The sequence below is a fragment of the Agromyces subbeticus DSM 16689 genome (assembly GCF_000421565.1).
Taxonomy (GTDB): Bacteria; Actinomycetota; Actinomycetes; order Actinomycetales; family Microbacteriaceae; genus Agromyces; species Agromyces subbeticus.
In genome coordinates, this window is the sequence record NZ_ATXG01000028.1 from 1 (window position 1) to 20,509 (window position 20,509).

21 protein-coding genes and 1 riboswitch are annotated in these 20,509 nt (G+C 70.0%); of the genes, 12 read left to right on the forward strand and 9 right to left on the reverse strand.

The window, feature by feature from the left end; all coding sequences use genetic code 11:
- The 3 genes from H521_RS25645 to H521_RS24655 all read right to left on the reverse strand — a co-directional run.
- Positions 1-125, reverse strand: a 125-nt coding sequence (locus tag H521_RS25645; RefSeq protein WP_156891622.1) for an FGGY family carbohydrate kinase, incomplete at its 3' end; no start/stop codon positions are given.
- Positions 126-180: 55 nt separating this feature from the next.
- Positions 181-894 (reverse strand): MIP/aquaporin family protein, encoded by a 714-nt coding sequence (locus H521_RS0120215; RefSeq protein WP_051159374.1) that lies wholly within the window; start codon positions 892-894, stop codon positions 181-183.
- A 245-nt stretch (positions 895-1,139) separates the two neighbouring features.
- Entirely contained in the window at positions 1,140-2,885 is a 1,746-nt protein-coding gene (locus tag H521_RS24655) for a glycerol-3-phosphate dehydrogenase/oxidase (protein ID WP_022894818.1), read from the reverse strand.
- 120 nt (positions 2,886-3,005) lie between these two features.
- Here H521_RS24655 and H521_RS0120225 point away from each other — a divergent pair, with 120 nt between their 5' ends.
- The 5 genes from H521_RS0120225 to ribH all read left to right on the forward strand — a co-directional run bounded on the left by H521_RS0120225 (position 3,006) and on the right by ribH (position 7,826).
- Positions 3,006-4,013 carry a sugar-binding transcriptional regulator gene (locus H521_RS0120225; protein WP_022894819.1) on the forward strand — a complete coding sequence of 336 codons (1,008 nt, stop codon included), beginning with the start codon at positions 3,006-3,008 and terminating at the stop codon, positions 4,011-4,013.
- A gap of 37 nt (positions 4,014-4,050) precedes the next feature.
- A riboswitch (FMN riboswitch) is annotated at positions 4,051-4,193 on the forward strand.
- 85 nt (positions 4,194-4,278) lie between these two features.
- Complete coding sequence (gene ribD, locus H521_RS24660) at positions 4,279-5,349, forward strand: bifunctional diaminohydroxyphosphoribosylaminopyrimidine deaminase/5-amino-6-(5-phosphoribosylamino)uracil reductase RibD (protein WP_022894820.1); 1,071 nt, start codon at positions 4,279-4,281, stop codon at positions 5,347-5,349.
- A 1-nt stretch (position 5,350) separates the two neighbouring features.
- Positions 5,351-6,052, forward strand: coding sequence for a riboflavin synthase (locus tag H521_RS24665; protein ID WP_022894821.1), 702 nt, complete (start codon positions 5,351-5,353; stop codon positions 6,050-6,052).
- Positions 6,049-7,353, forward strand: a complete 1,305-nt coding sequence (locus tag H521_RS0120240; protein ID WP_022894822.1) for a bifunctional 3,4-dihydroxy-2-butanone-4-phosphate synthase/GTP cyclohydrolase II — start codon at positions 6,049-6,051, stop codon at positions 7,351-7,353. Before H521_RS24665 ends, H521_RS0120240 begins: the two co-directional genes overlap by 4 nt.
- Positions 7,350-7,826, forward strand: coding sequence for a 6,7-dimethyl-8-ribityllumazine synthase (gene ribH / locus H521_RS0120245; protein WP_022894823.1), 477 nt, complete (start codon positions 7,350-7,352; stop codon positions 7,824-7,826). The genes H521_RS0120240 and ribH overlap by 4 nt, the downstream gene beginning before the upstream one ends.
- An 80-nt stretch (positions 7,827-7,906) precedes the next feature.
- On the opposite strand, the gene H521_RS0120250 is transcribed toward ribH, so the two are convergent.
- On the reverse strand, positions 7,907-8,350 hold the full coding sequence (locus tag H521_RS0120250) for a DUF2269 family protein (protein WP_022894824.1): 444 nt from the start codon (positions 8,348-8,350) through the stop codon (positions 7,907-7,909).
- A 250-nt stretch (positions 8,351-8,600) separates the two neighbouring features.
- Between H521_RS0120250 and H521_RS24670 the strand changes: the two genes are divergently transcribed.
- The 7 genes from H521_RS24670 (at position 8,601) to H521_RS0120285 (ending at position 16,989) form a co-directional block, all read left to right on the forward strand.
- Complete coding sequence (locus tag H521_RS24670) at positions 8,601-10,001, forward strand: MFS transporter (protein WP_040425151.1); 1,401 nt, start codon at positions 8,601-8,603, stop codon at positions 9,999-10,001.
- 138 nt (positions 10,002-10,139) lie between these two features.
- On the forward strand, positions 10,140-11,261 hold the full coding sequence (locus H521_RS0120260) for a FecCD family ABC transporter permease (protein ID WP_022894826.1): 1,122 nt from the start codon (positions 10,140-10,142) through the stop codon (positions 11,259-11,261).
- Positions 11,258-12,064 (forward strand): ABC transporter ATP-binding protein, encoded by an 807-nt coding sequence (locus H521_RS0120265; protein WP_022894827.1) that lies wholly within the window; start codon positions 11,258-11,260, stop codon positions 12,062-12,064. Before H521_RS0120260 ends, H521_RS0120265 begins: the two co-directional genes overlap by 4 nt.
- Positions 12,061-13,098 carry an ABC transporter substrate-binding protein gene (locus H521_RS0120270; RefSeq protein WP_022894828.1) on the forward strand — a complete coding sequence of 346 codons (1,038 nt, stop codon included), beginning with the start codon at positions 12,061-12,063 and terminating at the stop codon, positions 13,096-13,098. Before H521_RS0120265 ends, H521_RS0120270 begins: the two co-directional genes overlap by 4 nt.
- On the forward strand, positions 13,095-14,804 hold the full coding sequence (locus tag H521_RS24675; RefSeq protein WP_022894829.1) for an ABC transporter ATP-binding protein/permease: 1,710 nt from the start codon (positions 13,095-13,097) through the stop codon (positions 14,802-14,804). Before H521_RS0120270 ends, H521_RS24675 begins: the two co-directional genes overlap by 4 nt.
- A gap of 5 nt (positions 14,805-14,809) precedes the next feature.
- Positions 14,810-16,447 (forward strand): ABC transporter ATP-binding protein, encoded by a 1,638-nt coding sequence (locus H521_RS24680; RefSeq protein ID WP_211215527.1) that lies wholly within the window; start codon positions 14,810-14,812, stop codon positions 16,445-16,447.
- A 122-nt stretch (positions 16,448-16,569) separates the two neighbouring features.
- On the forward strand, positions 16,570-16,989 hold the full coding sequence (locus H521_RS0120285) for a four-helix bundle copper-binding protein (protein WP_022894831.1): 420 nt from the start codon (positions 16,570-16,572) through the stop codon (positions 16,987-16,989).
- A gap of 32 nt (positions 16,990-17,021) precedes the next feature.
- Here the strand turns inward: H521_RS0120285 and H521_RS24685 are convergent, their stop codons facing one another.
- The 5 genes from H521_RS24685 to fdxA form a co-directional block, all read right to left on the reverse strand.
- Positions 17,022-17,375 carry a hypothetical protein gene (locus tag H521_RS24685; protein ID WP_156891625.1) on the reverse strand — a complete coding sequence of 118 codons (354 nt, stop codon included), beginning with the start codon at positions 17,373-17,375 and terminating at the stop codon, positions 17,022-17,024.
- A 106-nt stretch (positions 17,376-17,481) separates the two neighbouring features.
- Positions 17,482-18,315 (reverse strand): ABC transporter permease, encoded by an 834-nt coding sequence (locus H521_RS0120295; protein WP_026482536.1) that lies wholly within the window; start codon positions 18,313-18,315, stop codon positions 17,482-17,484.
- Entirely contained in the window at positions 18,312-19,202 is an 891-nt protein-coding gene (locus H521_RS0120300; RefSeq protein WP_084512767.1) for an ABC transporter permease, read from the reverse strand. The genes H521_RS0120295 and H521_RS0120300 overlap by 4 nt, the downstream gene beginning before the upstream one ends.
- On the reverse strand, positions 19,199-20,125 hold the full coding sequence (locus tag H521_RS0120305) for an ABC transporter ATP-binding protein (protein ID WP_022894833.1): 927 nt from the start codon (positions 20,123-20,125) through the stop codon (positions 19,199-19,201). Before H521_RS0120305 ends, H521_RS0120300 begins: the two co-directional genes overlap by 4 nt.
- Before the next feature lie 66 nt (positions 20,126-20,191).
- A partial coding sequence (fdxA, locus tag H521_RS0120310; protein ID WP_022894834.1) for a ferredoxin occupies positions 20,192-20,509 on the reverse strand: 318 nt, incomplete at its 5' end.

The window sequence follows — 20,509 nt, forward strand, 5'->3', positions numbered from 1 at the left end:
CCGGCCTTCGGGAAGATCTGCTCGTGCTCGAGCTGCCCGGTCGAGACGATCGATCCGGCCTTGTCGAAGATGATCGCGCGCGACGAGGTCGTGCCCTGGTCGATCGCGAGAATGTAGTCAGCCATCTGAGAACTCCGTTGCTGTCAGTGAACGATGAGGAGAAGAGCGGATGCCGCGGGCTCAGCCGAGCAGCGGCAGCAGCGGGATCGCCGCCCAGCCGGCAGCGAGACCGCCGAGCAGTGGACCGACCACGGGCACCCACGAGTACGACCAGTCGCTGCCGCCCTTGCCCTTGATCGGCAGCAGGAAGTGCGCGATGCGCGGTCCGAGGTCACGCGCGGGGTTGATCGCGTAGCCGGTCGGGCCACCGAGCGAGGTGCCGATCACGATCACGAGGAGCGCGACGGGGAGCGCACCGAGTGCGGCCAGGCCGCCGTCGCCCTGGCGACCGCCGCCGAAGCCGATCACGACGAAGACCAGCACGAACGTGCCGATGAACTCGGTGACGAGGTTCCAGCCGTAGCTGCGGATGGCGGGGCCGGTCGAGAAGACACCGAGCTTGTTGCCGGCCTCGGGCTCGGCGTCGAAGTGCTGCTTGTAGGCGAGCCAGCAGGCGATCGCACCGAGGAACGCACCGAGCATCTGCGCGCCGATGTAGGTGGCCACCGAGATGGGGTTCACCGGGACGCCCGAGCCGAACTCCTCGGCGCCGTTGGCCACGAGGCCCACGGTCACGGCGGGGTTCAGGTGCGCGCCGGAAGCGTACGACACGATGACACCGGCGAAGACCGCGAGGCCCCAGCCGATGTTGATCATGAGCGTGCCGCCGCCGAGGCCTTTCGTCTTGGCGAGGATGACGTTCGCGACGACGCCGCAGCCGAGGAGCACGAGCATCGCCGTGCCGACGACTTCGGAGAGGAAGACGAGACCGAGATTGTCCACATTGACCTTCTTTCAGAATGTGCGGGGCAGTGGCCCCGAAAAACGGTATCGAGGGTTGACCGCCCGGCACCGCGATTTCGCGTGCACATGCGTGCAGTTTCGGCGCCGCCGGTCGAGTAGGCCCGCCAGGGCCGTATCGAGATCCCGTCACGAGATCTCGATACGCTCGCTGGCGCTCGCTACTCGATCGACGGTGCTCAGCCGACGAGCTGTTCGAGCACGACGCCGTGGCGCGACGCGAGCAGCTCTCGGGTCGCGGCGACCTCGGCCGACCGCCGCTCGGCGTCCCAGCCGAGCTCGGTGCCGGCGATCGCGGCGAGTTCGTCGAGGAGCGGTGCCGTGAGCGCACCGGTGAAGGCGATGCTCGTGCGGCGCAGCACCACGTCGCTCAGGTGCACGACGCGCTCGGTGCCGACGAGCCAGGCGATCTCGCCACGGCTGTAGCCCGCGTGGTGCTCGAGGGGCTCGTCGCGCTCGCCCTCCATCGAGGCGATGAACGCCTCGGCGCGAGTGCCGTAGCGCTCGAGCAGTTGCTCGGCGCGGGCACGGCCGATCTCGTCGCCGTGGGACGCGAGCCACACCCGGCGCGCGCCGTCGGTCGTCGGATACCCGGCGCCGCCGCCGATCGCGCGGCCGACGGTCGAACGCGTGCGGGCACTGCCGAGGAGTCCGAGGACCTCGTTGGACAGGTGCTCGGCGAGGGCGCGGAAGGTGGTCCACTTGCCGCCGACGAGGCTCAGCAGCGTGGTGCCCGGACGCTCCGCGACATCCGATCGCTCGATGCGGTAGTCACGCGAGACGAAGCCCGGCGCCTCGTCGTCGTGACGCGGCAGGGGGCGCACGCCCGAGAAGCGGTAGACGATCTGCGAGCGGTCGACGGGCACGGCTGGGAAAACGTGCGCGATGAGCTCGAAGAAGTAGTCGACCTCGGCCTCGGTGCACACGGCGGGCTCGCGCATGTCGTGCTCGAGATCGGTCGTGCCGACCATGACCTTGCCCTTGAGCGGGTAGATCAGCACGATGCGACCGTCTTCGTGCTCGAAGAAGATCTCGCGGCCGGCGGTCGCGGCGAGCAGCTCGTCGTTGTCGAGCACGATGTGCGATCCCTTCGTACCACCCATGAAGGCGGTCGCGCGGCCGAGGCCCTCGTTGGTGAGGTCGGTCCACGGGCCCGAGGTGTTCACGACCACATCGGCGGCGAGGTCGAACTCAGCGCCGGTGAGCGTGTCGCGCACCCGCACACCCTGCTCACCCATGCCGACGGCTTCGAGGTAGTTGGCGGCGCGTGCGTGCGGTCCGGCCGCAAGGCCGTCGAAGAGCACGTCGAGCGCGAGCCGTTCGGGGTCGTGCATGCTCGCGTCGTAGTACGTCGCGGTGTACTTCACGCCCGGGTTCAGGGCGGGCAGCTCGGCGAGCGAACGCGAGCGGCCGTGGAAACGGTGGCGCGGCACCGAGCCGCCGTCACGTGAGAACGCGTCGTAGATCGTCAGGCCCGTCTTGATCAGGGCGGCACCGCGCTCGGTGGGCTTGCCGGCCTTGTGGGTCAGGAAGCGCAGCGGGGCGGAGAGGATGCCCGAGAATGTGGAGAAGATCGGCACGGTCGTCTCGAGCGGCTTCACGTAGTGCGGCGCGATGCGGATGAGGGCGTTGCGCTCGGTCACCGATTCCTTCACGAGGCGGAACTCGCCGTTCTCGAGATAGCGGATGCCGCCGTGGATCATGTGCGACGAGGCCGACGACGCCCCCGAGACGAAGTCGCCGCGCTCCACGAGCACCACGTCGACGCCCTGCAGGGCGAGATCGCGGAACGTCGCGATGCCGTTGATACCGGCCCCGATCACGAGCACGGAGGCCTGCGGCCGGGTGCGAAGGGCCGCGACATCCGCTCGCTCGCCGCTCGAGTGTGGGCGGGGCTGGTTCGGAGTCGTCTGCTGCGGAGACATCGCTGTCCTCTCGGTGTGGAACGGCGGCTTGCATGAGCATGCCTGATGTGGATGAATACATCGTGAACACGGCGGAACGAACTTGCAAGCCGGGTGAACAAACGTGCAAGGATGGCCAGGATGATCGAACAGCAAGCCGCGCGCCCCGCCGAGGGCGCCGAGACGGTGTCGGGCAAGATGCGCGACGCGCTGCGGGCGGCGCACCTCTACTACATGCAGGACCTCACGATGGATGCCATCGCCCACGAGCTGCACACCTCGCGATCCTCGGTGTCGCGCCTGCTCAGCCACGCTCGTGCGAGCGGTCTCGTCGAGATCTCGATCCACTCGCCGCTCGACCTGCCGAGCCGTATCGAGCACGAGATCCTCGAGCGCTTCGAGGTCGGCGCCCACGTGATTCCCGTGCCCGACCACGCGAGCGACGTCGATCGACTCGACCGAGTCGCCCTCTCGGCTGCACGAATTCTCGGCCGCTTCATCGACTCGAACCAGACCATCGGCGTCGCCTGGGGCTCGACCATGAGCGCCATGAGCCGCCACCTCGTTCCCAAGGCCACCCACAACTCCGAGGTCGTGCAGCTGAACGGCGCCGGCAACGGCCGCACGACCGGCATCGTCTACGCGAGCGAGTTGCTGCGCCGCTTCGGAGACGCGTTCGGCGCACGGGTGCAGCAGTTCCCGGTGCCGGCGTTCTTCGACGACCCCGAGACGCGACGCGCATTCTGGCGCGAACGCAGCACGCGTCGCCTGCTCGAAGTGCAGGCGGGCATGGATGTCGCGCTCTTCGGCGTCGGCTCCCCGTTCGCCGAGGTGCCGAGCCACGTCTACCAAGGCGGTTATCTCGAGCGCGCCGACTACGAGGCGCTCTCGCGAGACGGCGCGGTGGGCGACGTCGCGACGGTCTTCTACCGCGCCGACGGCTCGACCGACGGCATCGCGCTGAACGAACGTGCGACCGGTCCCGACTTCGCCGTGCTGCGACGGGCGCCCCGTCGGGTCTGCGTGGTCTCGGGCCGCGCCAAGCTCGCAAGCCTTCGCGGCGCCCTCGCGGCCGGACTCATCACCGACCTCATCGTCGACGAGGGCACGGCCCGCGCGCTCGTCGAGTCGCCCGGCGACGGGGAATAGCAGCGTGCCGCAGGTGTTGATCTAGAATCGAGTGAGAAACGTGCTCCGGGGTCGGTGTAAGTCCGAACCGGCGGTGATAGTCCGCGAACTGCGAGCGCGAGGCCGAGAGGCCCCGCACCTGTGGTCGAACCGGTGGAAATCCGGTACCGACGGTGAAAGTCCGGATGGGAGGCGCACGAGTCGGCTGTGCTGTGCGCTGCCGACGGAGTGAGTGTCGACGTGTCGGCATCGCCGAGCACCCCGGAGCCTTGAGACAGGATCACGGATGAGTGCGGGCGAACCCACAGCGACGGATGTCGCGGCGATGCGCCGCGCGCTCGAACTCGCTCTCCGCGGCCCTGCCCGCGGCGTGAACCCCCGGGTCGGCTGCGTGATCCTCTCGCCGAAGGGCGACGTCATCGCAGAGGGCTGGCATCGCGGCGCCGGCACGGCGCACGCCGAGGTCGATGCCCTCACCCGACTCGCTCCCGGCGCCGCCCGCGGTGCCACGGCGATCGTCACGCTCGAGCCCTGCAACCACACGGGTCACACCGGGCCGTGCGCCGTCGCGCTCATCGAGGCCGGCATCAGTCGCGTCGTCTACGCGGTCGCCGACCCGGGTGAGCACTCCTCGGGCGGCGCCAAGCACTTGCGCTCCGCCGGAGTCGACGTGACCGCCGGCGTGCTCGTCGACGAGGTCGAGGCGATGCTCGACGACTGGCTCTTCGCCGCCCGCCATCACCGCCCCCACGTCACCGTGAAGTGGGCGGCGAGCCTCGATGGTCGCGCCGCCGCCGCCGACGGCACGAGCCAGTGGATCACCGGGCCCGAAGCCCGCATCGACGTGCACCGGCGACGCGCGGTCGCCGATGCCATCGCGGCAGGCACGGGCACCGTGCTCGCCGATGACCCGTCGCTCACCGCGCGCGACGCGGATGGCGAGCTGCTCGAGCGCCAGCCGGTGCCCGTCGTCTTCGGCCGGCGCGAGGTGCCGGCGGATGCCGCGATCAGCCGTCACCCGAAGGCTGCGCTGTTCTTCGACGGCACCGATCTGGCCGCCGACCTGGCGGAGCTCGCGCGCCGGGGCATCCGCTCGCTCTTCGTCGAAGGCGGCCCGACGCTCGCGAGCGCCATGATCGCCGCAGGCCTCGTCGACGAGGTGCTCGTGTACCTCGCCCCCGCCCTCATCGGCGGTCCCCGCCTCGCGGTCGGCGAGCTCGGCATCTCCTCGATCGACGAGGCGCTGCGGCTCGACTTCGCGACCATCGAACGACTCGGCGACGACCTGCTGATCGTCGCCCGCCCGGTGTCGGAACGTGCTGCGCACGCCCCGACCACCGACCCTGAGAGGAACTGACATGTTCACCGGAATCATCGAGGAGCTCGGCACCGTCACCCGCGTCGAGCGCACCGCCGACGCCGCACGCCTCACGGTGCGCGGCCCGCTCGCCGTCGAGGGCGCCAAGCACGGCGACTCCATCGCGGTGTCGGGCGTGTGCCTCACGGTCGTCGACTTCGATGACGAGGGCTTCACCGCCGACGTGATGGCGCAGACCCTCGCGATGTCGACGCTCGACGGCGCCGCCGAGGGGCTCGCCGTCAACCTCGAACGTGCCGCCCGGGTCGGCGATCGCATCGGCGGGCACATCGTGCAGGGCCACATCGACGGCACCGCCGAGGTGCTCGAGATCCGGCCGGGCGACGCGTGGCGCGTCATCCGCTTCTCGCTCGACCTCGCCCACGCGCCGCTCGTGGTCGACAAGGGCTCGATCGCGGTCGACGGCGTCTCGCTCACGGTGAGCGCCGTCGGCGACGAGCCGGACGGATCGTGGTTCGAGGTCTCCCTCATCCCCGAGACGCTCACGGCGACGACGCTCGGCGCTCGCGTCGTCGGCGACCGGGTCAACATCGAGACCGACATCCTCGCCCGACAGGTCGAGCGCATGCTGCGGTTCGACGCGCTCCGGCGCGACGAGCCGGCCGAGCGCACGTCCTCGATCATCGGCTTCCAGGCGGCGCCCGTTTCGAGCCCGCGCGCGGCGAGCGGGGGTGTCGCATGAGCCTCGCCACGATGCCCGAGGTGCTCGACGCGCTGCGTGCAGGCAAGCCCGTGATCGTCGCCGACGACGAAGCCCGTGAGAACGAGGGCGACGCCATCATGGCCGCCGAGTTCGCCACGCAGGAGTGGATCGCGTGGATGGTGCGCCACACGAGCGGTTACCTCTGCGCCCCCATGCCCAACGCGATCGCCGACCGGCTCGCGCTGCCGCTCATGACCGAGCGCAGCGAAGACGTACGCGGCACCGCGTACACGATCACCGTCGATGCCGCAGACCGCACGTCGACGGGCATCTCGGCCTCCGACCGTGCGCACACCCTGCGGGTGCTCGCCGACCCGGCGGCGACCCCCGAGCGGCTCATCCGGCCGGGCCACGTCATCCCGCTGCGCGCGGTCGACGGTGGGGTGCGCGAACGTGCAGGGCACACCGAGGCCGCGGTCGACCTCATGCGGCTCGCCGGCCTCTCCCCCGTCGGTGTCATCGGCGAGATCGTCGCCGATGACGGCGAGATGATGCGGCTTCCCGGCCTGCTCGAGCTCGGCGAACGCGAGGGCCTGCCCGTGACGACCGTTGCCGCGCTCATCGACTGGCTCGAACAGCGCCACCCGGTCGATGAACTCCTCGCGGCGTCACCTGCCACCGCGGTGCCCGAATCCTCGTCGGTCGACTTCGAGGTCGAGACGGCCCTGCCGACCGAGCACGGCGACTTCCGGGTGCGCGCCTACCGCGATCGTGCGACGGGCGCCGACCATGTCGCGATCATCGCGGGCGACCCGGCCGCAGCCCCCGAGGACGCGATCGTGCGGGTACACTCCGAATGCCTCACGGGCGAGGCGTTCGGCTCGTTGAAGTGCGAGTGCGGCCCGCAGCTCGACGCTGCGCTCGAGACGATCCAGCGCGACGGCGGCGTGGTCGTCTACCTGCGTGGCCACGAGGGGCGCGGCATCGGCCTCATCAACAAGCTGCGCGCCTACCGACTGCAGGAGGACGGCCTCGACACGCTCGACGCGAACCTCGCGCTCGGGCTGCCGATCGACGCGCGCGACTACAGCGCGGCTACGGCGATCCTCACCGACCTCGGCATCGAGCGAGTGCGCCTGCTCACGAACAACCCCGAGAAGGTGCGGCAGCTCGAGACCCACGGCATCGCCGTGAGCGAGCGCCTGCCGCTCGTCGTCGGCGTCGGCCTCGGCAACTCCAGCTACCTCGACACCAAGCGCCGCCGCATGGGCCACACGATCAACGACCAGCAACTCACCGACGGCACCGCCGAAACCCTTCTGGAAGGACACCCATCATGAGTGGAGCAGGATCCCCCGAGCTCGATGTCGACGGCCGCGGTCTCACGATCGTCATCGTCGCGGGCAGCTGGCACGACGAGATCACGAACGGCCTGATCGCAGGGGCAACCCGCACGCTCGAGGCATCCGGTGCCGATTTCACGCTCGTGCGCGTTCCGGGAAGCTTCGAGCTGCCCGTCGTCGCGAAGGCCGCCCTCGAAGAGGGCGCCGATGCGGTGGTCGCTCTCGGCGTGATCATCCGCGGCGGCACGCCGCACTTCGAGTACGTCTCGGCGGCCGCGACCGACGGGCTCACGAGGGTGGCGCTCGACACCGGCAAGCCCGTCGGGTTCGGCGTGCTGACGCTCGACGACGAGCAGCAGGGGCTCGACCGGGCCGGCCTGCCCGGCTCGAAGGAGGACAAGGGTCGCGAGGCCGCTGAGGCCGCGATCGCGACCGCCCGCGTGCTGCAGACCCTGTCGTCGGCCGAGTAGCGACGAAGGAGCGTATCGAGACCCGGCGCGGGGTCTCGATACACTCGCTGGCGCTCGCTACTCGACCGGCGAACGGGAAGCTAGGGTTTCCAGACCATGAGCACCACGACCGCGACGAGCAGCAGCGACGCGACGCCGCTGCCGGCTGCGATCGCCGGGTAGCCCGCTGACGCGGCATCCGTGCCGTCGCTCGTGCCGAGCGCCGCGGCGGCCTTCTTCATCGACGGCACGACGACGAACACCGTCAGCGCGAACGCGATGACGTAGAGGATGATCGACCAGAGGATCCACGGCGTCGTGATCGAGAGCTCGTACTCGTCGGGCGCGAGGCTCATCGCACCGAACCCCAGCACGAAGACGAGCAGCGACAGCCACGAGAAGATCGTCGTCGACTTCGCGAGCACTGCGACCTGCGCACCGTTGCCGGCGCGCACCGCACGCATCGCGGTCATCGGGAGGATCGCCATGGGGCCGACGATGAAGACGGCGCCGACGACGTGCAGAATGCTGATCAGGGTATCCATGGGGCCAGCCTAACGACGGGCGGATGCCGCGACATCCGTCGTTCGATGCATCCGGCGCACGCCGTTCGCCGCGTCGATGCCGCCGTTCGGCGCAGAGGCTCACAGCGCCGGGTGGCTGCCGCGCGAGCGCCGCGTAGGCTGTTTCGGTTGCCACAAGCGACGCCTTCCACCCACTGACTCCGCGCTCACGCCAGACCGACGCATCACGGAAGCCAGCGTTCCGCACACGTTCATGGAGTCCTCCCAAGCGATGTCCACATCCACCGCGGCCAACGCCGCACCAGCAACCCCGGCGAATCCCCGCAGCCGCGTGATCTTCGCGAGCCTCATCGGCACGACGATCGAGTTCTACGACTTCTACGTCTACGCGACCGCGGCGGTGCTCGTCTTCCCCCACCTCTTCTTCCCGGCCGGCGACCCGACGACCGCCCTGCTGCAGTCGTTCGCCGTCTTCGGTGCGGCCATGGTCGCCCGCCCGGTCGGCGCCGTGATCTTCGGCCACCTCGGCGACAAGCACGGCCGCAAGGCGACGCTCGTCGGGGCGCTGCTCACGATGGGCATCGCGACGTTCCTGATCGGCCTGCTGCCGACCTACCTCATGGTCGGCTGGTTCGCTCCCCTGTTGCTCGTGATCCTGCGCATCGCGCAAGGCTTCGCCCTCGGCGGCGAGTGGTCGGGCGCTGCCCTCGTGGCGACCGAGAATGCGCCGGCCGGCAAGCGCGCCTGGTACGGCACGTTCCCGCAGCTCGGCGCACCGATCGGCTTCATCATCGCCAACGGCCTGTTCCTCATCATCGCCGCGGTGCTGCCGTCGGACGACCCGAACTCGTCACTCCCCTCCGCCGCGTTCCTCGATTGGGGCTGGCGCATCCCGTTCCTGTTCTCGGCCGTGATGGTCGTCGTCGGGCTCTGGGTGCGGCTGCGGCTCGTGGAGTCGACCGCGTTCTCGAACGCCTCCAAGCAGGGCAAGCTCGCGAAGCTGCCGCTCGCGAGCGTCTTCAAGAACTACTGGAAGCAGCTGATCCTCGGCACGTTCTTCATGCTGGCCACCTACGTGCTCTTCTACCTGATGACCACGTTCTCGCTCGGCTACGGCACGAAGCCGACCGACGCGCCGGTCGCAGGCCTCGGCTACTCGTACACGACGTTCGTGCTCATGCTCATCGGCGGTGTCGTGTTCTTCGGCGTCTTCACGCTGCTCTCGGGTCCGTGGGCCGACCGCTGGGGCCGCCGCAAGACGCTCATCTGGGTGACGCTCGGCATCATCGTGTTCGGCCTCGCCTGGGTGCCGCTGCTCGGCGCCGGCTTCGTCGGCGTCATGGCGTGGCTCATCATCGGCTTCGCCCTCATGGGCATGACGTTCGGGCCGATGGGTGCGCTCCTGCCCGAGCTGTTCCCGACCAACGTGCGCTACACCGGTTCGGGCATCTCGTACAACGTCTCGTCGATCCTCGGCGCGGCCGTTGCGCCGTTCATCGGCACCGCGCTCTGGGCGGCCGGTGGCGGCAGCCCGTTCTGGGTCGGCGTCTACCTCTCGGTGATGGCCGTGCTGACGCTCGTCGCCCTCGTGGTCTCGAAGGAGACGAAGGACGTCGACTACGAGGCCGCAGACAGCGAGGCCGCGAGCCTCGAGGCGTCGGCGGTGCTGTAGCCGAGACGCACGACTGATTCGAGGGGCGGATGCTGCGGCATCCGCCCCTCTGTCATTCGCTGCGGCGCTCGTTGCATCAGTTTTGAGTTTGATAACCATTATCGATACGGTTGCGGAGATCCGAATCGAGAGGCCGCCGTGATCTCCGCTCCCCCCGCTGCGCCGACACCCGAGCGCGCACCGTCGACGACGTCGCCCGCCACGCGCGGGCGCGGACGCACCTCGGTCACCGCGCTGAATGCGACTCTCGCGGCCGCGATCGTGGTGGTGCTGGTGCTCTCGGGCGCGATCGGCACGGTCGAGGTCGGCGTGCTCGATGCCGCCCGCATCACGCTCGGGCACCTCGTGCCCGGGCTGCCCTGGATGTCGGACGGCAGCCTCACGACGCTGCAGGACCAGGCCGTCTGGCAGTTCCGTCTGCCGAGAGCGTTGCTGGCCGGGCTCGCCGGCGCCGGGCTCGCCCTCGCCGGCGCGATCATGCAGGTGGTGGTGCGCAATCCGCTGGCCGACCCCTACGTGCTCGGCGTCTCGTCGGGCGCGAGCGTCGGCGCGGTGCTCGTGATCGTGCTCGGCTCGACGGCAGTCGCGGGTCTCTCGCTCAGCGCGGCGGCGTTCGCCGGCGCCCTCGTCGCGAGCGCGCTCGTCACGCTGCTCGCCCAGCAGGGAGGCCGGCTCTCGCCGACGCGGATGATTCTCGCCGGCGTCGCCCTCGGCACCCTGTTCAGCGCGATCACGAGCTACCTGACCATCACGACCGAGGCGCAGAACGTCGTGAGTGTGCTGTTCTTCCTGCTCGGCAGCGTCTCCGCCGCGACCATGTCGAGCCTTCCGGCGCCGATCATCGCCGTCGTCGTCGCGTGCCTCATCGTCGCCACCCAGGCCCGGTCGATGAACGCCCTGCTCACCGGCGACGAATCGGCCACGTCGCTCGGCGTGAACGTCACCCGGCTTCGCGGGCTGCTGCTGGTGGTCGCCTCGCTCCTGACGGGAGTCATCGTCTCGGTGAGCGGCGGCATCGGCTTCGTCGGGCTCGTCATCCCGCACGTCGCCCGGATCCTCGTCGGCTCCGACCATCGCAGAATGCTGCCGGTGACCGTGCTCGGCGGCGGGCTGTTCCTCATGGTCGCCGACCTGCTCGCCCGCACGGTCGCCGCACCGACCGAGATCCCGCTCGGCATCCTCACGGCCTTCGTCGGGGCGCCCTTCTTCCTGTGGCTGATGCGCCGCGGTAGCGCGACTCGTGCGGGATTCGATCGATGAGGGTCGATTTCGAGTCCGTCAGCGTGACGCTCGGCGGCACGCCGGTCTTGCGCGAGGTGAGCGTGGCCGTGCCCTCTGGGCATTTCGTCGGCATTCTGGGACCGAACGGGAGCGGCAAGTCGACCCTGCTGCGCACGCTCTACCGCGGCTGCCGGCCCTCAGCAGGGCGGGTGACGCTCGACGGCGACGACGTGCTCGGCATGCCACGTCGCGAACTCGCCCGCACCGTCGCCGTCATGCTGCAGGAGTCGTCGACCGAGTTCGATCTCACCGTGCTCGAGCTCGTGCTGCTCGGTCGCGCGCCGCACCATGGCTCCTTCGGCCGGGATACCGCAGATGACCTGCACATCGCGACCGAGGCGTTGCGCAGGGTCGACTCGCTCGAACTGATCGATCGCATGGTGGGCGAGCTCTCGGGCGGCCAGAAGCAGCGCGTGATGCTGGCACGAGCGCTCGCGCAGAACGGCCCGGTGCTCGTGCTCGACGAGCCCACGAATCATCTCGACATCTCGCACCAGCTCGAGCTCATGCACCTCGTGACGACCTTCGGCCGCACGGTGATCGCCGCACTGCACGACCTCAACCTCGCGGTCACGCACTGCGACGAGGTCGCGGTGATGCGCGACGGGGCGCTCGTCGCGTTCGGTCCGCCACGCGACATCCTCACCCCCGAGCTCGTGCGCGAGGTCTTCGCCGTCGACGCCCGCCATGTGCTCGACCCCGCCAGCGGCGACTCCGTGCTCGCCTTCGCCCGCCCCGCACCGTCCGCCCACCGACCCGAACGAACTCTGGAGAACTCATGAATCACCCGAACGCCCTCACTCGCCGCCGCCGCACTCGAGCGATCGGTCTCGTCGGAGCAACGACGTCCCTCCTGCTCCTGACCGGCTGCGGTGCCGGCGTCGCAGCCAGCACCGACGGCACCACAGAGAGCGACGACACCTCGCTGACCATCGAGAACTGCGGACGCGAGTTGACCATCACCGGTGTGCCGGCAGCCGTCGTCGGCATGAGTCCGTCGCAGACCGAGCTGCTCCTTCGCCTCGGGCTCGTCGACCGCATGGTCGGGCAGGCCCAGGTCGACACGACGGCGCTGCCCGCCGACCTCGCCGAGCTCGCGGCCGACATCCCCGTGCTCAGCGACGCGCAGCCTCCCGCTCGCGAGGAGTTGTTCGTGGTGCATCCCGATTTCGTCTACTCGCCGACCACCTACGAGTTCACCGCCGAGCAGGGCTTCGCGAGCCTCGATCAGCTCGAGGAATCCGGCGTCGACGCCTACGTCGCGACCGGCGGGTGCTTCGACCGTCGCATGGAGGGCACGGTCGACGACCTCTTCGTCGACCTCGAGAACCTCGGTCGCATCTTCCAGGTCGAAGACGAGGCCGCCGCCATGATCTCCGCGGCCCAGACCGAACTCGACACCGTCGCCGCCGCGATCGACGGGCTCGACAAGCCGAAGGTGGCTCAGGTCTACGTCGAGGGCACGACGCTCTCGGCGATCGGCGCCGGCATCGAGTACGACATTCTGCGACTCGCCGGAGCCGACAACGTGTTCGGACCCGACGACGACGCGTTCTCGGACTTCTTCGCGGCCCAGATCAGCCCCGAGGCGCTCGCGGTCGAGGCGCCCGACGCGATCGTGTTCTCGGCGAGCAATCCGGCGCAGGAGCAGGCCACGCGCGACTACCTGACGGCCACGTTCCCCGATCTGCCGGCCGTCGCGAACGACCGGCTGATCGCCGTCTCGGCCGCGGACACGTTCCCCGGAACGCTCGGCAACGTCGCGCTCGTTCGACGGATCGCCGAGGCGCTGCACCCCGACGCCTTCGCCGGATGATCCACCGCCGTCTCCTGCAGCTCGCCGGCCTGGTGCCGGGGCGCATCGCCCTCGTGGCGATGATGACGCTCCTGGTCACGATCGGCCACGTGCTGTTCGCGCTGCAGGTGGCGGCGACCCTCGCCGCACTCATCCGCGGCGATGTCGCGGCTGCGGCCACGTCGGCGCCCGCCCTGCTCCTCATCGTCGCCGTTCGCACCGGCGTGCTGTGGCTCCGCGAGATCGTGGCCGCCCGTTGCGGCATCGCCGTGCGCATCCGGCTCCGCGATCGACTGCTCAGCCGTCTCTCCGCACTCGGCCCGTCCCACCCCCTGAACGCCAGGGCGGGCGCGGCGACCTCGTTGCTCGTCGACGGCGTCGACGGCCTCGACGCGTACTACTCCCGCTACCTGCCGCAACTCGCGATCGTGACGCTGGTGCCGCTCAGTATCGCCGTGCTCGTGGCGTTCACGGCGCCCGCCGCCGGCATCGTGCTCGCCGTCGCCGTCGCGATCGCGGTTGCGGCGCCGCGCTTCTGGGATGCTCGACTGCTCGGCAACGGACGCAGCCGATGGCGCCGATTCGAGCAGCTGTCGAGCGAGTTCCTCGAGGCCACGCAGTCGGTTCCGCTACTGCGGGCCTTCGGCGCCGGCGCCCGCGTCGGCGAGCGCGTGAACCACCGGTCGGCGCAGTTGCACGCGCAGACGATGGCGCAGCTGCGGGTCTCGCTCGTGGAGTCGGGGCTCAGCTCCCTCGTCGTGCAGCTCGGCACCGTTGCCGCCGTCGGCGCGGCCGCCATCGAGTTCGCGGGCGGAGCCATCCGCGGCGAGGCGGTCATCGCCGTGCTCCTGCTCGCCCGCGAGTGCTTCCGTCCGCTCTCGGAGCTCGCGGGTCACTGGCACGCCGGCTACCTCGGGCTCTCAGCCGTCGACGATCTCGAGCAATTGCTCGGTGCGAGCCCGCCGGTGCCCGATCTCGGGCGCCATGACGTGCCGGCATCTCTGGGGTCGGCGGTGACGTTTCGCGCGGTCGCCTTCGCGCATCCCGAGGGCGGACGCGGCGTCAGCGGGGTCGACCTGCGCATCGAGCCCGGCTCGACGACAGTCGTGATCGGGCCGTCGGGGTCGGGCAAGAGCACGATCGCCCGGCTGCTGCTCCGCGAGTTCGATGCCGACCAGGGCGTCATCGAACTCGACGGCCGCGACCTTCGACGGTACTCCCTCGCCGCGCTGCACCGGAGCGTCGTCGTGGTCGCGCAGGACACGTTCCTGTTCGCGGCCTCGGTGCGCGACAACATCGCACTGCACCGGCCGGGTGCCTCGGACATCGAGGTCTCGGCGGCGGCAACGGCGGCCGAGCTCGACGGCTTCATCCGTTCGCTCCCCCGCGGCTACGCAACGGAACTGCAGGAGGGCGGCCTCGAACTCTCGGGCGGGCAGCGCCAGCGACTCGCGATCGCGCGGGCCCTGCTCGCCCGACCGTCGGTGCTGGTGCTCGACGAGGCTACGTCAGCGCTCGACATCGACACCGAGCGCCGGGTGCTCGACGGCATCGAGCGGTCGAGCATCGGCTGCACGAGGATCGTCATCGCGCACCGCACGTCAGCGGCACGCGGAGCCGACACCGTCGTCGCGATGCGAGGCGGCCGCGTCACCTCGGTCGAGCCGCGACTCGATGAGTCGGATGCGCTCGATGCCACCACCGAGCCGTCCGGAGCGCACCGGTGAGGCACGTGCGCAGACTCCTGCCCATCATCGCGACCCGGCCGCGTCCCTTCGTCGAAACGCTCGTCTCCAACCTCGTCGTGCACCTCGGCGTGCTCGGCGTGGCCGCGGGTCTCGCCCTGCTCATCGGCCGCACTCTCGCGGGCGAACCGGCCCCCGTCGCCGAGTGGACCGCGCTGCTCGGCGTCGGCGCGATCGTGGTCGCGATCGCCACGTGGCGCGAGTCGCTGGTCTCCCACGACCTCGCCTACGGCCTCATCGGAGTGCTCCGCGATCGCGTGTTCACCGCCCTCCGGCGGAGCCTTCCCGACCGCCGCGACGCCCGGCGCAGCGGCGACCTCGCCGCCGTCGCCCTCGCCGACATCGACACGCTCGAGTGGCTCTACGCCCACACCGTCGCGCAAACGGTCTCGGCCACGGTGATGCTCCTCGTGACGACCATTGCGTCCGTCGCCATCTCCCCGCTGCTGCTGCTCGTCTGGCTGCCGTTGTTCGTGATGGCGGTCGCCGTGCCGTTCATCGCCACGGGCCGGGTCGACGCGCGAGCGAAGGAGCTCTCGACGCGTCGTGCAGCGCTGCGCGCCGACCTCGTCGAGGCGGTGCAGGGACTGCGCGAGCTGCGTCACGCCGGCGCACTCGACGCCCGGCGCACGGGTATCGGTGCCGACGACGCCGCGCTGGCGCGGGTGCAGACGCGCATCGCCTCCCGCGCCGGCATCGAGCGAGCGGCATCCGACGCCCTGCTCGCACTCGCCGGACTCGGCGCGATCGCGGTCGTCATCGCCCGCATCGACACCGTGCCCCCATCGCTCACCCCGCTCGCGTTCACCATCGCGACCGCCGCGCTCCTGCCGGCGGCGCAGATAGCCGACCTGCTGCGCAACGGAGGCACCCTGCGGGAGTCGAGCCGCCGAGTGCTCGAGATCCTCGACCGCCCGCCGTCGGTCGTCGACGCGGGCAATACTGCGAGCCAGCTCGAAGCGAGCGACGCGGGGCTCGAGTTCCGTGACGTCGGGTTCCGCTACCACCCGCATGCCCCGCTCGTGCTCGATGCGCTCTCGTTCGCCGTGCGCCCGGGCGAGACCGTCGCGCTCGTCGGCGCGAGCGGCGCGGGCAAGAGCACGTGCGCCCGCCTCGCCCTGAGGTTCTGGGATCCCGACTCCGGCAGCATCCTCGTCGGCGGTCGCCCCCTGCCGGCACTGGCCGATGACCGGCTCCGCCGCCTCGTCAGCGCCGTGCCGCAGGGAGCGCCGCTGCTCAGCGGCACGATCGCGAGCAACCTGCGCCTCGGCGATCCGGCGGCATCGACCGAGGTGCTCGAACGCGCCGCGGCGCAGGCCGGCATCCTGAGCCCGGACGCCGGCCTGCCCGACGGGCTCGCGACGCCCGTCGGCGAGCTCGGAGCCGGCCTGTCGGGAGGCCAGCGCGCAAGGGTCGCAATCGCGCGAGCCCTCGTCGTCGACCCGCGCGTCCTGATCCTCGACGAGGCGACCGCCGCCCTCGATGACGAGGCCGACGCCGTGATCGGGAGCTTCCTTCGCCAGCCGAGTGAGCGGGCGACGCTCGTCATCGCCCATCGTCCGTCGACCATCGCGGCATGCGATCGGGTGGTCGTGCTCGAGGCCGGTCGCGCTCGGGCCGACTGACATCCCGGCGGCCCTTCTCGGCCCGAGTCGCCCGGCGTAGCATGGCACCGAACAGGGCTGCCGAGTCATCCGCCGGCGCACCGTCGACGCTCGGCGCCCGGGGACGGCGGTCGAGCGTGAACATGACGATGGACATGATGAAGGGCGCGATGTCGTCGTCGGAGATGCCCATGCAGGGCATCGATCCGGCGATGATGCAGGAGTGTATGGAGGCCCTCTCCGCGTGCATGCAGGCGTGCGTGATGTGCGCCGACGCCGATGCGGGCGAGGGCATGGGCCGCTGCGCGAGCCTCTGCGCGAACTGCGCCGACATGTGCGACACGATGATGCGCATGATGCTGCGCATGCACGGCTGGGACATGCAGGTCATGATGTCGATGATGCAGTCGACCGTGATGATGGCGCGTGCCTGTTCGACCGAGTGCATGATGCACGCCGAGATGAGCGAGCACTGCCGCATGTGCGCGATGGCGTGCGATCAGGCCGTCATGGCGATGGAGAAGATGATGGGCTCGATGAGCGAGGCGATGCCGATGGCGTGACGCGGCTCAGGCCGCCTCGGGCGGCTGAGCGGTTAGGCCGCCGCGACGCTGAAGCGGCGGCCACCGTGTGCGAGCACGCCGTAGACGTCGTGAACCGCGACCGGTGCGCCCACGACCAGCACGCCATCGAAGGCGTCGTGGTGCCAGACCCGGCGCAGTCGGTCGTGCGCGAAATCGGCGACGGTCGCGAACCCGTCGTCGCCGGTCTCGACCACGATCGCGTCGATCCACTTGCTCGCCGTGACGCCGGCGAGCCGCTCCTGCATCGCGTGCAGCCGGTGCCCCGGTCGATCGCTCCGGCACTCCGCAGCGCTCTCGCACCCGCGCATGCCCATGACCGTGCCGGCGTGCGGCTCGGTGGGCGTGTGCGGTTCGCGATGCGGCATGATGGCTCCTCGGTGGTGGATGCGCGCCACGTTACGCGCGCATCGAGCGGATGTCGCGGCCGCCCGTCACACACGGAAACACGCGCCGGCCGTCACGCGAGCCGGCTCAATCGAGGAAGAGCGCGCGCAGTCGCTTGGTCGTGAAGGCGAGCCCGATCGCGATCATCACGAGGTAGTAGAGCACGTGCACGAGCATGATCGGCCCGACGTCACCCGTCGTGAGGCCGCGCACGAGCTCGACGCCGTGCCAGAGCGGGAGGGCCTGGATGACCCACTGGATGTACTGCGGGTACACCGAGAGCGGGTAGAACGTCGCCGAGAACAGGAACATCGGCAGCATGACGAAGTTGATCCAGTCCATCTGCTGGAAGGTCTTCATGTAGCTCGTGATGGCCATGCCGACGCTCGCGAAGCCGAAGGCGATGAGCAGCACGGCCGGCAGTGCGAGGAGCGCCCACCACGAGAGGTTCAAGCCGAGCACCTGCATGACGAACATGAAGCCGATCGCGTACAGCGCCCCGCGCAGCAGCGCGAGCAGGATCTCGCCGAGCGCGACGTCGAGCGGGCCGAGCGAGGTCGCGAGCATGCCCTCGTAGAGCTTGGCGAACTGCATCTTGAAGAAGACGTTCCACGTCGAGTCGTAGATGGCGCCGTTCATCGCCGCGACGGCGAGCAGCGCGGGTGCGATGAAGGCGGCGTAGGGCACTTCTTCGCCGCTCGTGGTCGTCACCGTGCCGACGAGCGCCCCGAGGCCGATGCCCATCGAGAGCAGGTAGAAGATCGGCTCAAAGAAGCCCGACAGCATGACGAGCCAGTTGGTGCTGCGAGTGGCCCGCCAGCCGCGGAACATCACCGAACGCGCGTTGCCCGCGTAGAGCGATCGCACCGGGCGCTGCGTCGCCGCAGCCGGTGCCGACTCGTCGACTCGCTCGGCGCTCATCGGTTCAGCCTCCGAACGGCCACGCGACGCGCCCACGCCCAGCCGAGCACGAAGAGCGCCAGCAGGTAGAGCACGTGCGCGACGGTCAGCCAGATCGGTTCGGCGTAGCCGTAGGTGAACACCCGGGACAGCTCGGTGCCATGCCAGAGCGGTGAGATCCAGCCGATCCACTGCAACCAGATCGGAAACTGCGAGAGCGGGAAGAAGGTGCCCGAGAAGAGCGTCATGGGCAGCACCACGAGGCGCATGACCATGGCGAGCTGCCCCGTGTCTTCTTCGAGCGTGGACGCGTAGCCCATGAGCAGCGCGCCGAAGCCGAGGCCCGTGAGCAGCGCGGCGAAGATCGCGAGGAATCCGAGCGGCGACGGCACTGCGCCGAAGACGAGCATGAACGCGAAGTAGATGCCGCACGTGACGAGCATGCGAATGGTCACCGAGATCACGATGCCGTCGACGATCTGCGTCGGGCGCAAGGGAGAGGCGTTCATGCCGAAGAAGATCGGATTCCACTTGTAGCCGAGCATGACCGGGTAGGTGAACTCTTCAGATGCCACCGTGATCGCAGCGCTCGCGAGCAGCGCCGGAGCCACGAACGCCAGGTAACCGACGCCGTCGACGGCGTCGTCGCCGAGGTTCTGGTCGACGAGCGTGGCGAGGCCGACCCCCATGGCGTAGAGGTAGATGATCGGGTTGCCGATGCCAGTGGCGATGACGGTCTGCAGGTAGGACCGCATGACCCGGAAGCGGTGCTCGGCGACGTACCAGGCACCGAAGCGTCTGGGGCGGATGCCGCCGGCGAGCGCGGTACGCCCTGCGTCAGCCGCGGCATCCGTCGACTGCGCGCTCGCTACGTCGTGCCCCGGCCGCGGCGTGGACTCGCTGCTCATTCGATGAGGCTCCGCCCGGTGAGCCGCAGGAACACGTCTTCGAGGCTCGATCGGCGCACGAGGCTCGTGATCGGGTGCAGGCCCGCGTCGATGACGCGCTCGAGCTCGGCCTCGCCGTCGGCGCTGTAGATGAGGATGCGGTCGGGCAGCACCTCGGTGCGGTCGCCGAGGCCGGCGAGCCGTTCGGCGGCCTCGGCGTTGCGATCGGAGCCGAAGCGCACCTCGAGCACCTCGCGCGACGAGTAGCGCCGGATGAGCTCGGCCGGGGTGCCCTCGGCCATGATCGAACCCTCATCGACCACCACGATGCGGTCGCACAGCTGCTCGGCCTCGTCCATGTAGTGGGTCGTGAGCAGCAGCGTGGTGCCCTGCTCCTTCAGCCGGAAGAGACGATCCCACAGGATGTGGCGCGCCTGCGGGTCGAGCCCGGTGGTGGGCTCGTCGAGCAGCAGGAGCCGCGGGTCGTTGATGAGGGCTCTGGCGATCGTGAGTCGGCGTTTCATGCCGCCCGAGAGCGATTCGACCTTTGCGGCCGCCTTCTCTTCGAGCTGCGCGAACGCGAGCAGCTCGTCGGCGCGCTGCGCCACGAGCTTGCCCGGCAGGCCGAAGTAGCGCCCGTAGACGAGGAGGTTCTCGCGCACCCGCAGCTCGGTGTCGAGGTTGTCGGACTGCGGCACGACCCCGAGCTGGGAGCGGATCTCGGGCCCGTGGCGGTCGGGATCGAGCCCGAGGATCGAGAGGTCTCCGCCGGTGCGGGTCGACACCGCGCCGACCATGCGCATGGTCGTGGACTTGCCGGCACCGTTGGGGCCGAGCAGCCCGAAGGACTCACCGGGTGCGACCTCGAAGGAGATGCCGTCGACGGCGGCGAACTCCCCATAGCGCTTCACGAGGTCGGTGGCGACGATGACAGGAGCAGGCACAAGGCTTCACGATAGTGCGCAGCACCGACATCGGCACGACATCGCCGACCGGTCGTCGGCGCGGGATCAGTCGTGCGCGCCTTCGGCCTGCGGGGGCAGCGAAGCCACCACGGGGTGGTCGTAGGCGAGCACGCCAGACTTCGCGGCGCCGCCGGGCGAGCCGAGCGGAGGAGCGCCGCCCGGGGAGAGCTCGAAGAACTCGACGTTGGCCTTGTAGTAGTCGGCCCACAGGTCGGGCAGGTCGTCTTCGTAGTAGATCGCCTCGACGGGGCAGACCGGCTCGCAGGCCCCGCAGTCGACGCACTCGTCGGGGTGGATGTAGAGCGAACGCTCACCCTCGTAGATGCAGTCGACCGGGCACTCGTCGATGCACGCACGGTCTTT

Coding starts and splice junctions, on each gene's coding strand:
- ribH (WP_022894823.1), top strand. CDS start 7,350: ATGAGTGGAGCAGGATCCCCCGAGCTCGATGTCGACGGCCGCGGTCTC.
- H521_RS0120300 (WP_084512767.1), bottom strand. CDS start 19,202: ATGAGCAGCGAGTCCACGCCGCGGCCGGGGCACGACGTAGCGAGCGCG.
- H521_RS0120250 (WP_022894824.1), bottom strand. CDS start 8,350: ATGGATACCCTGATCAGCATTCTGCACGTCGTCGGCGCCGTCTTCATC.
- ribD (WP_022894820.1), top strand. CDS start 4,279: ATGAGTGCGGGCGAACCCACAGCGACGGATGTCGCGGCGATGCGCCGC.
- H521_RS24675 (WP_022894829.1), top strand. CDS start 13,095: ATGATCCACCGCCGTCTCCTGCAGCTCGCCGGCCTGGTGCCGGGGCGC.
- H521_RS24670 (WP_040425151.1), top strand. CDS start 8,601: ATGTCCACATCCACCGCGGCCAACGCCGCACCAGCAACCCCGGCGAAT.
- H521_RS0120240 (WP_022894822.1), top strand. CDS start 6,049: ATGAGCCTCGCCACGATGCCCGAGGTGCTCGACGCGCTGCGTGCAGGC.
- H521_RS0120285 (WP_022894831.1), top strand. CDS start 16,570: ATGACGATGGACATGATGAAGGGCGCGATGTCGTCGTCGGAGATGCCC.
- H521_RS24655 (WP_022894818.1), bottom strand. CDS start 2,885: ATGTCTCCGCAGCAGACGACTCCGAACCAGCCCCGCCCACACTCGAGC.
- H521_RS0120215 (WP_051159374.1), bottom strand. CDS start 894: ATGCTCGTGCTCCTCGGCTGCGGCGTCGTCGCGAACGTCATCCTCGCC.
- H521_RS0120265 (WP_022894827.1), top strand. CDS start 11,258: ATGAGGGTCGATTTCGAGTCCGTCAGCGTGACGCTCGGCGGCACGCCG.
- H521_RS24685 (WP_156891625.1), bottom strand. CDS start 17,375: ATGCCGCATCGCGAACCGCACACGCCCACCGAGCCGCACGCCGGCACG.
- H521_RS24665 (WP_022894821.1), top strand. CDS start 5,351: ATGTTCACCGGAATCATCGAGGAGCTCGGCACCGTCACCCGCGTCGAG.
- H521_RS0120270 (WP_022894828.1), top strand. CDS start 12,061: ATGAATCACCCGAACGCCCTCACTCGCCGCCGCCGCACTCGAGCGATC.
- H521_RS0120295 (WP_026482536.1), bottom strand. CDS start 18,315: ATGAGCGCCGAGCGAGTCGACGAGTCGGCACCGGCTGCGGCGACGCAG.
- H521_RS0120225 (WP_022894819.1), top strand. CDS start 3,006: ATGATCGAACAGCAAGCCGCGCGCCCCGCCGAGGGCGCCGAGACGGTG.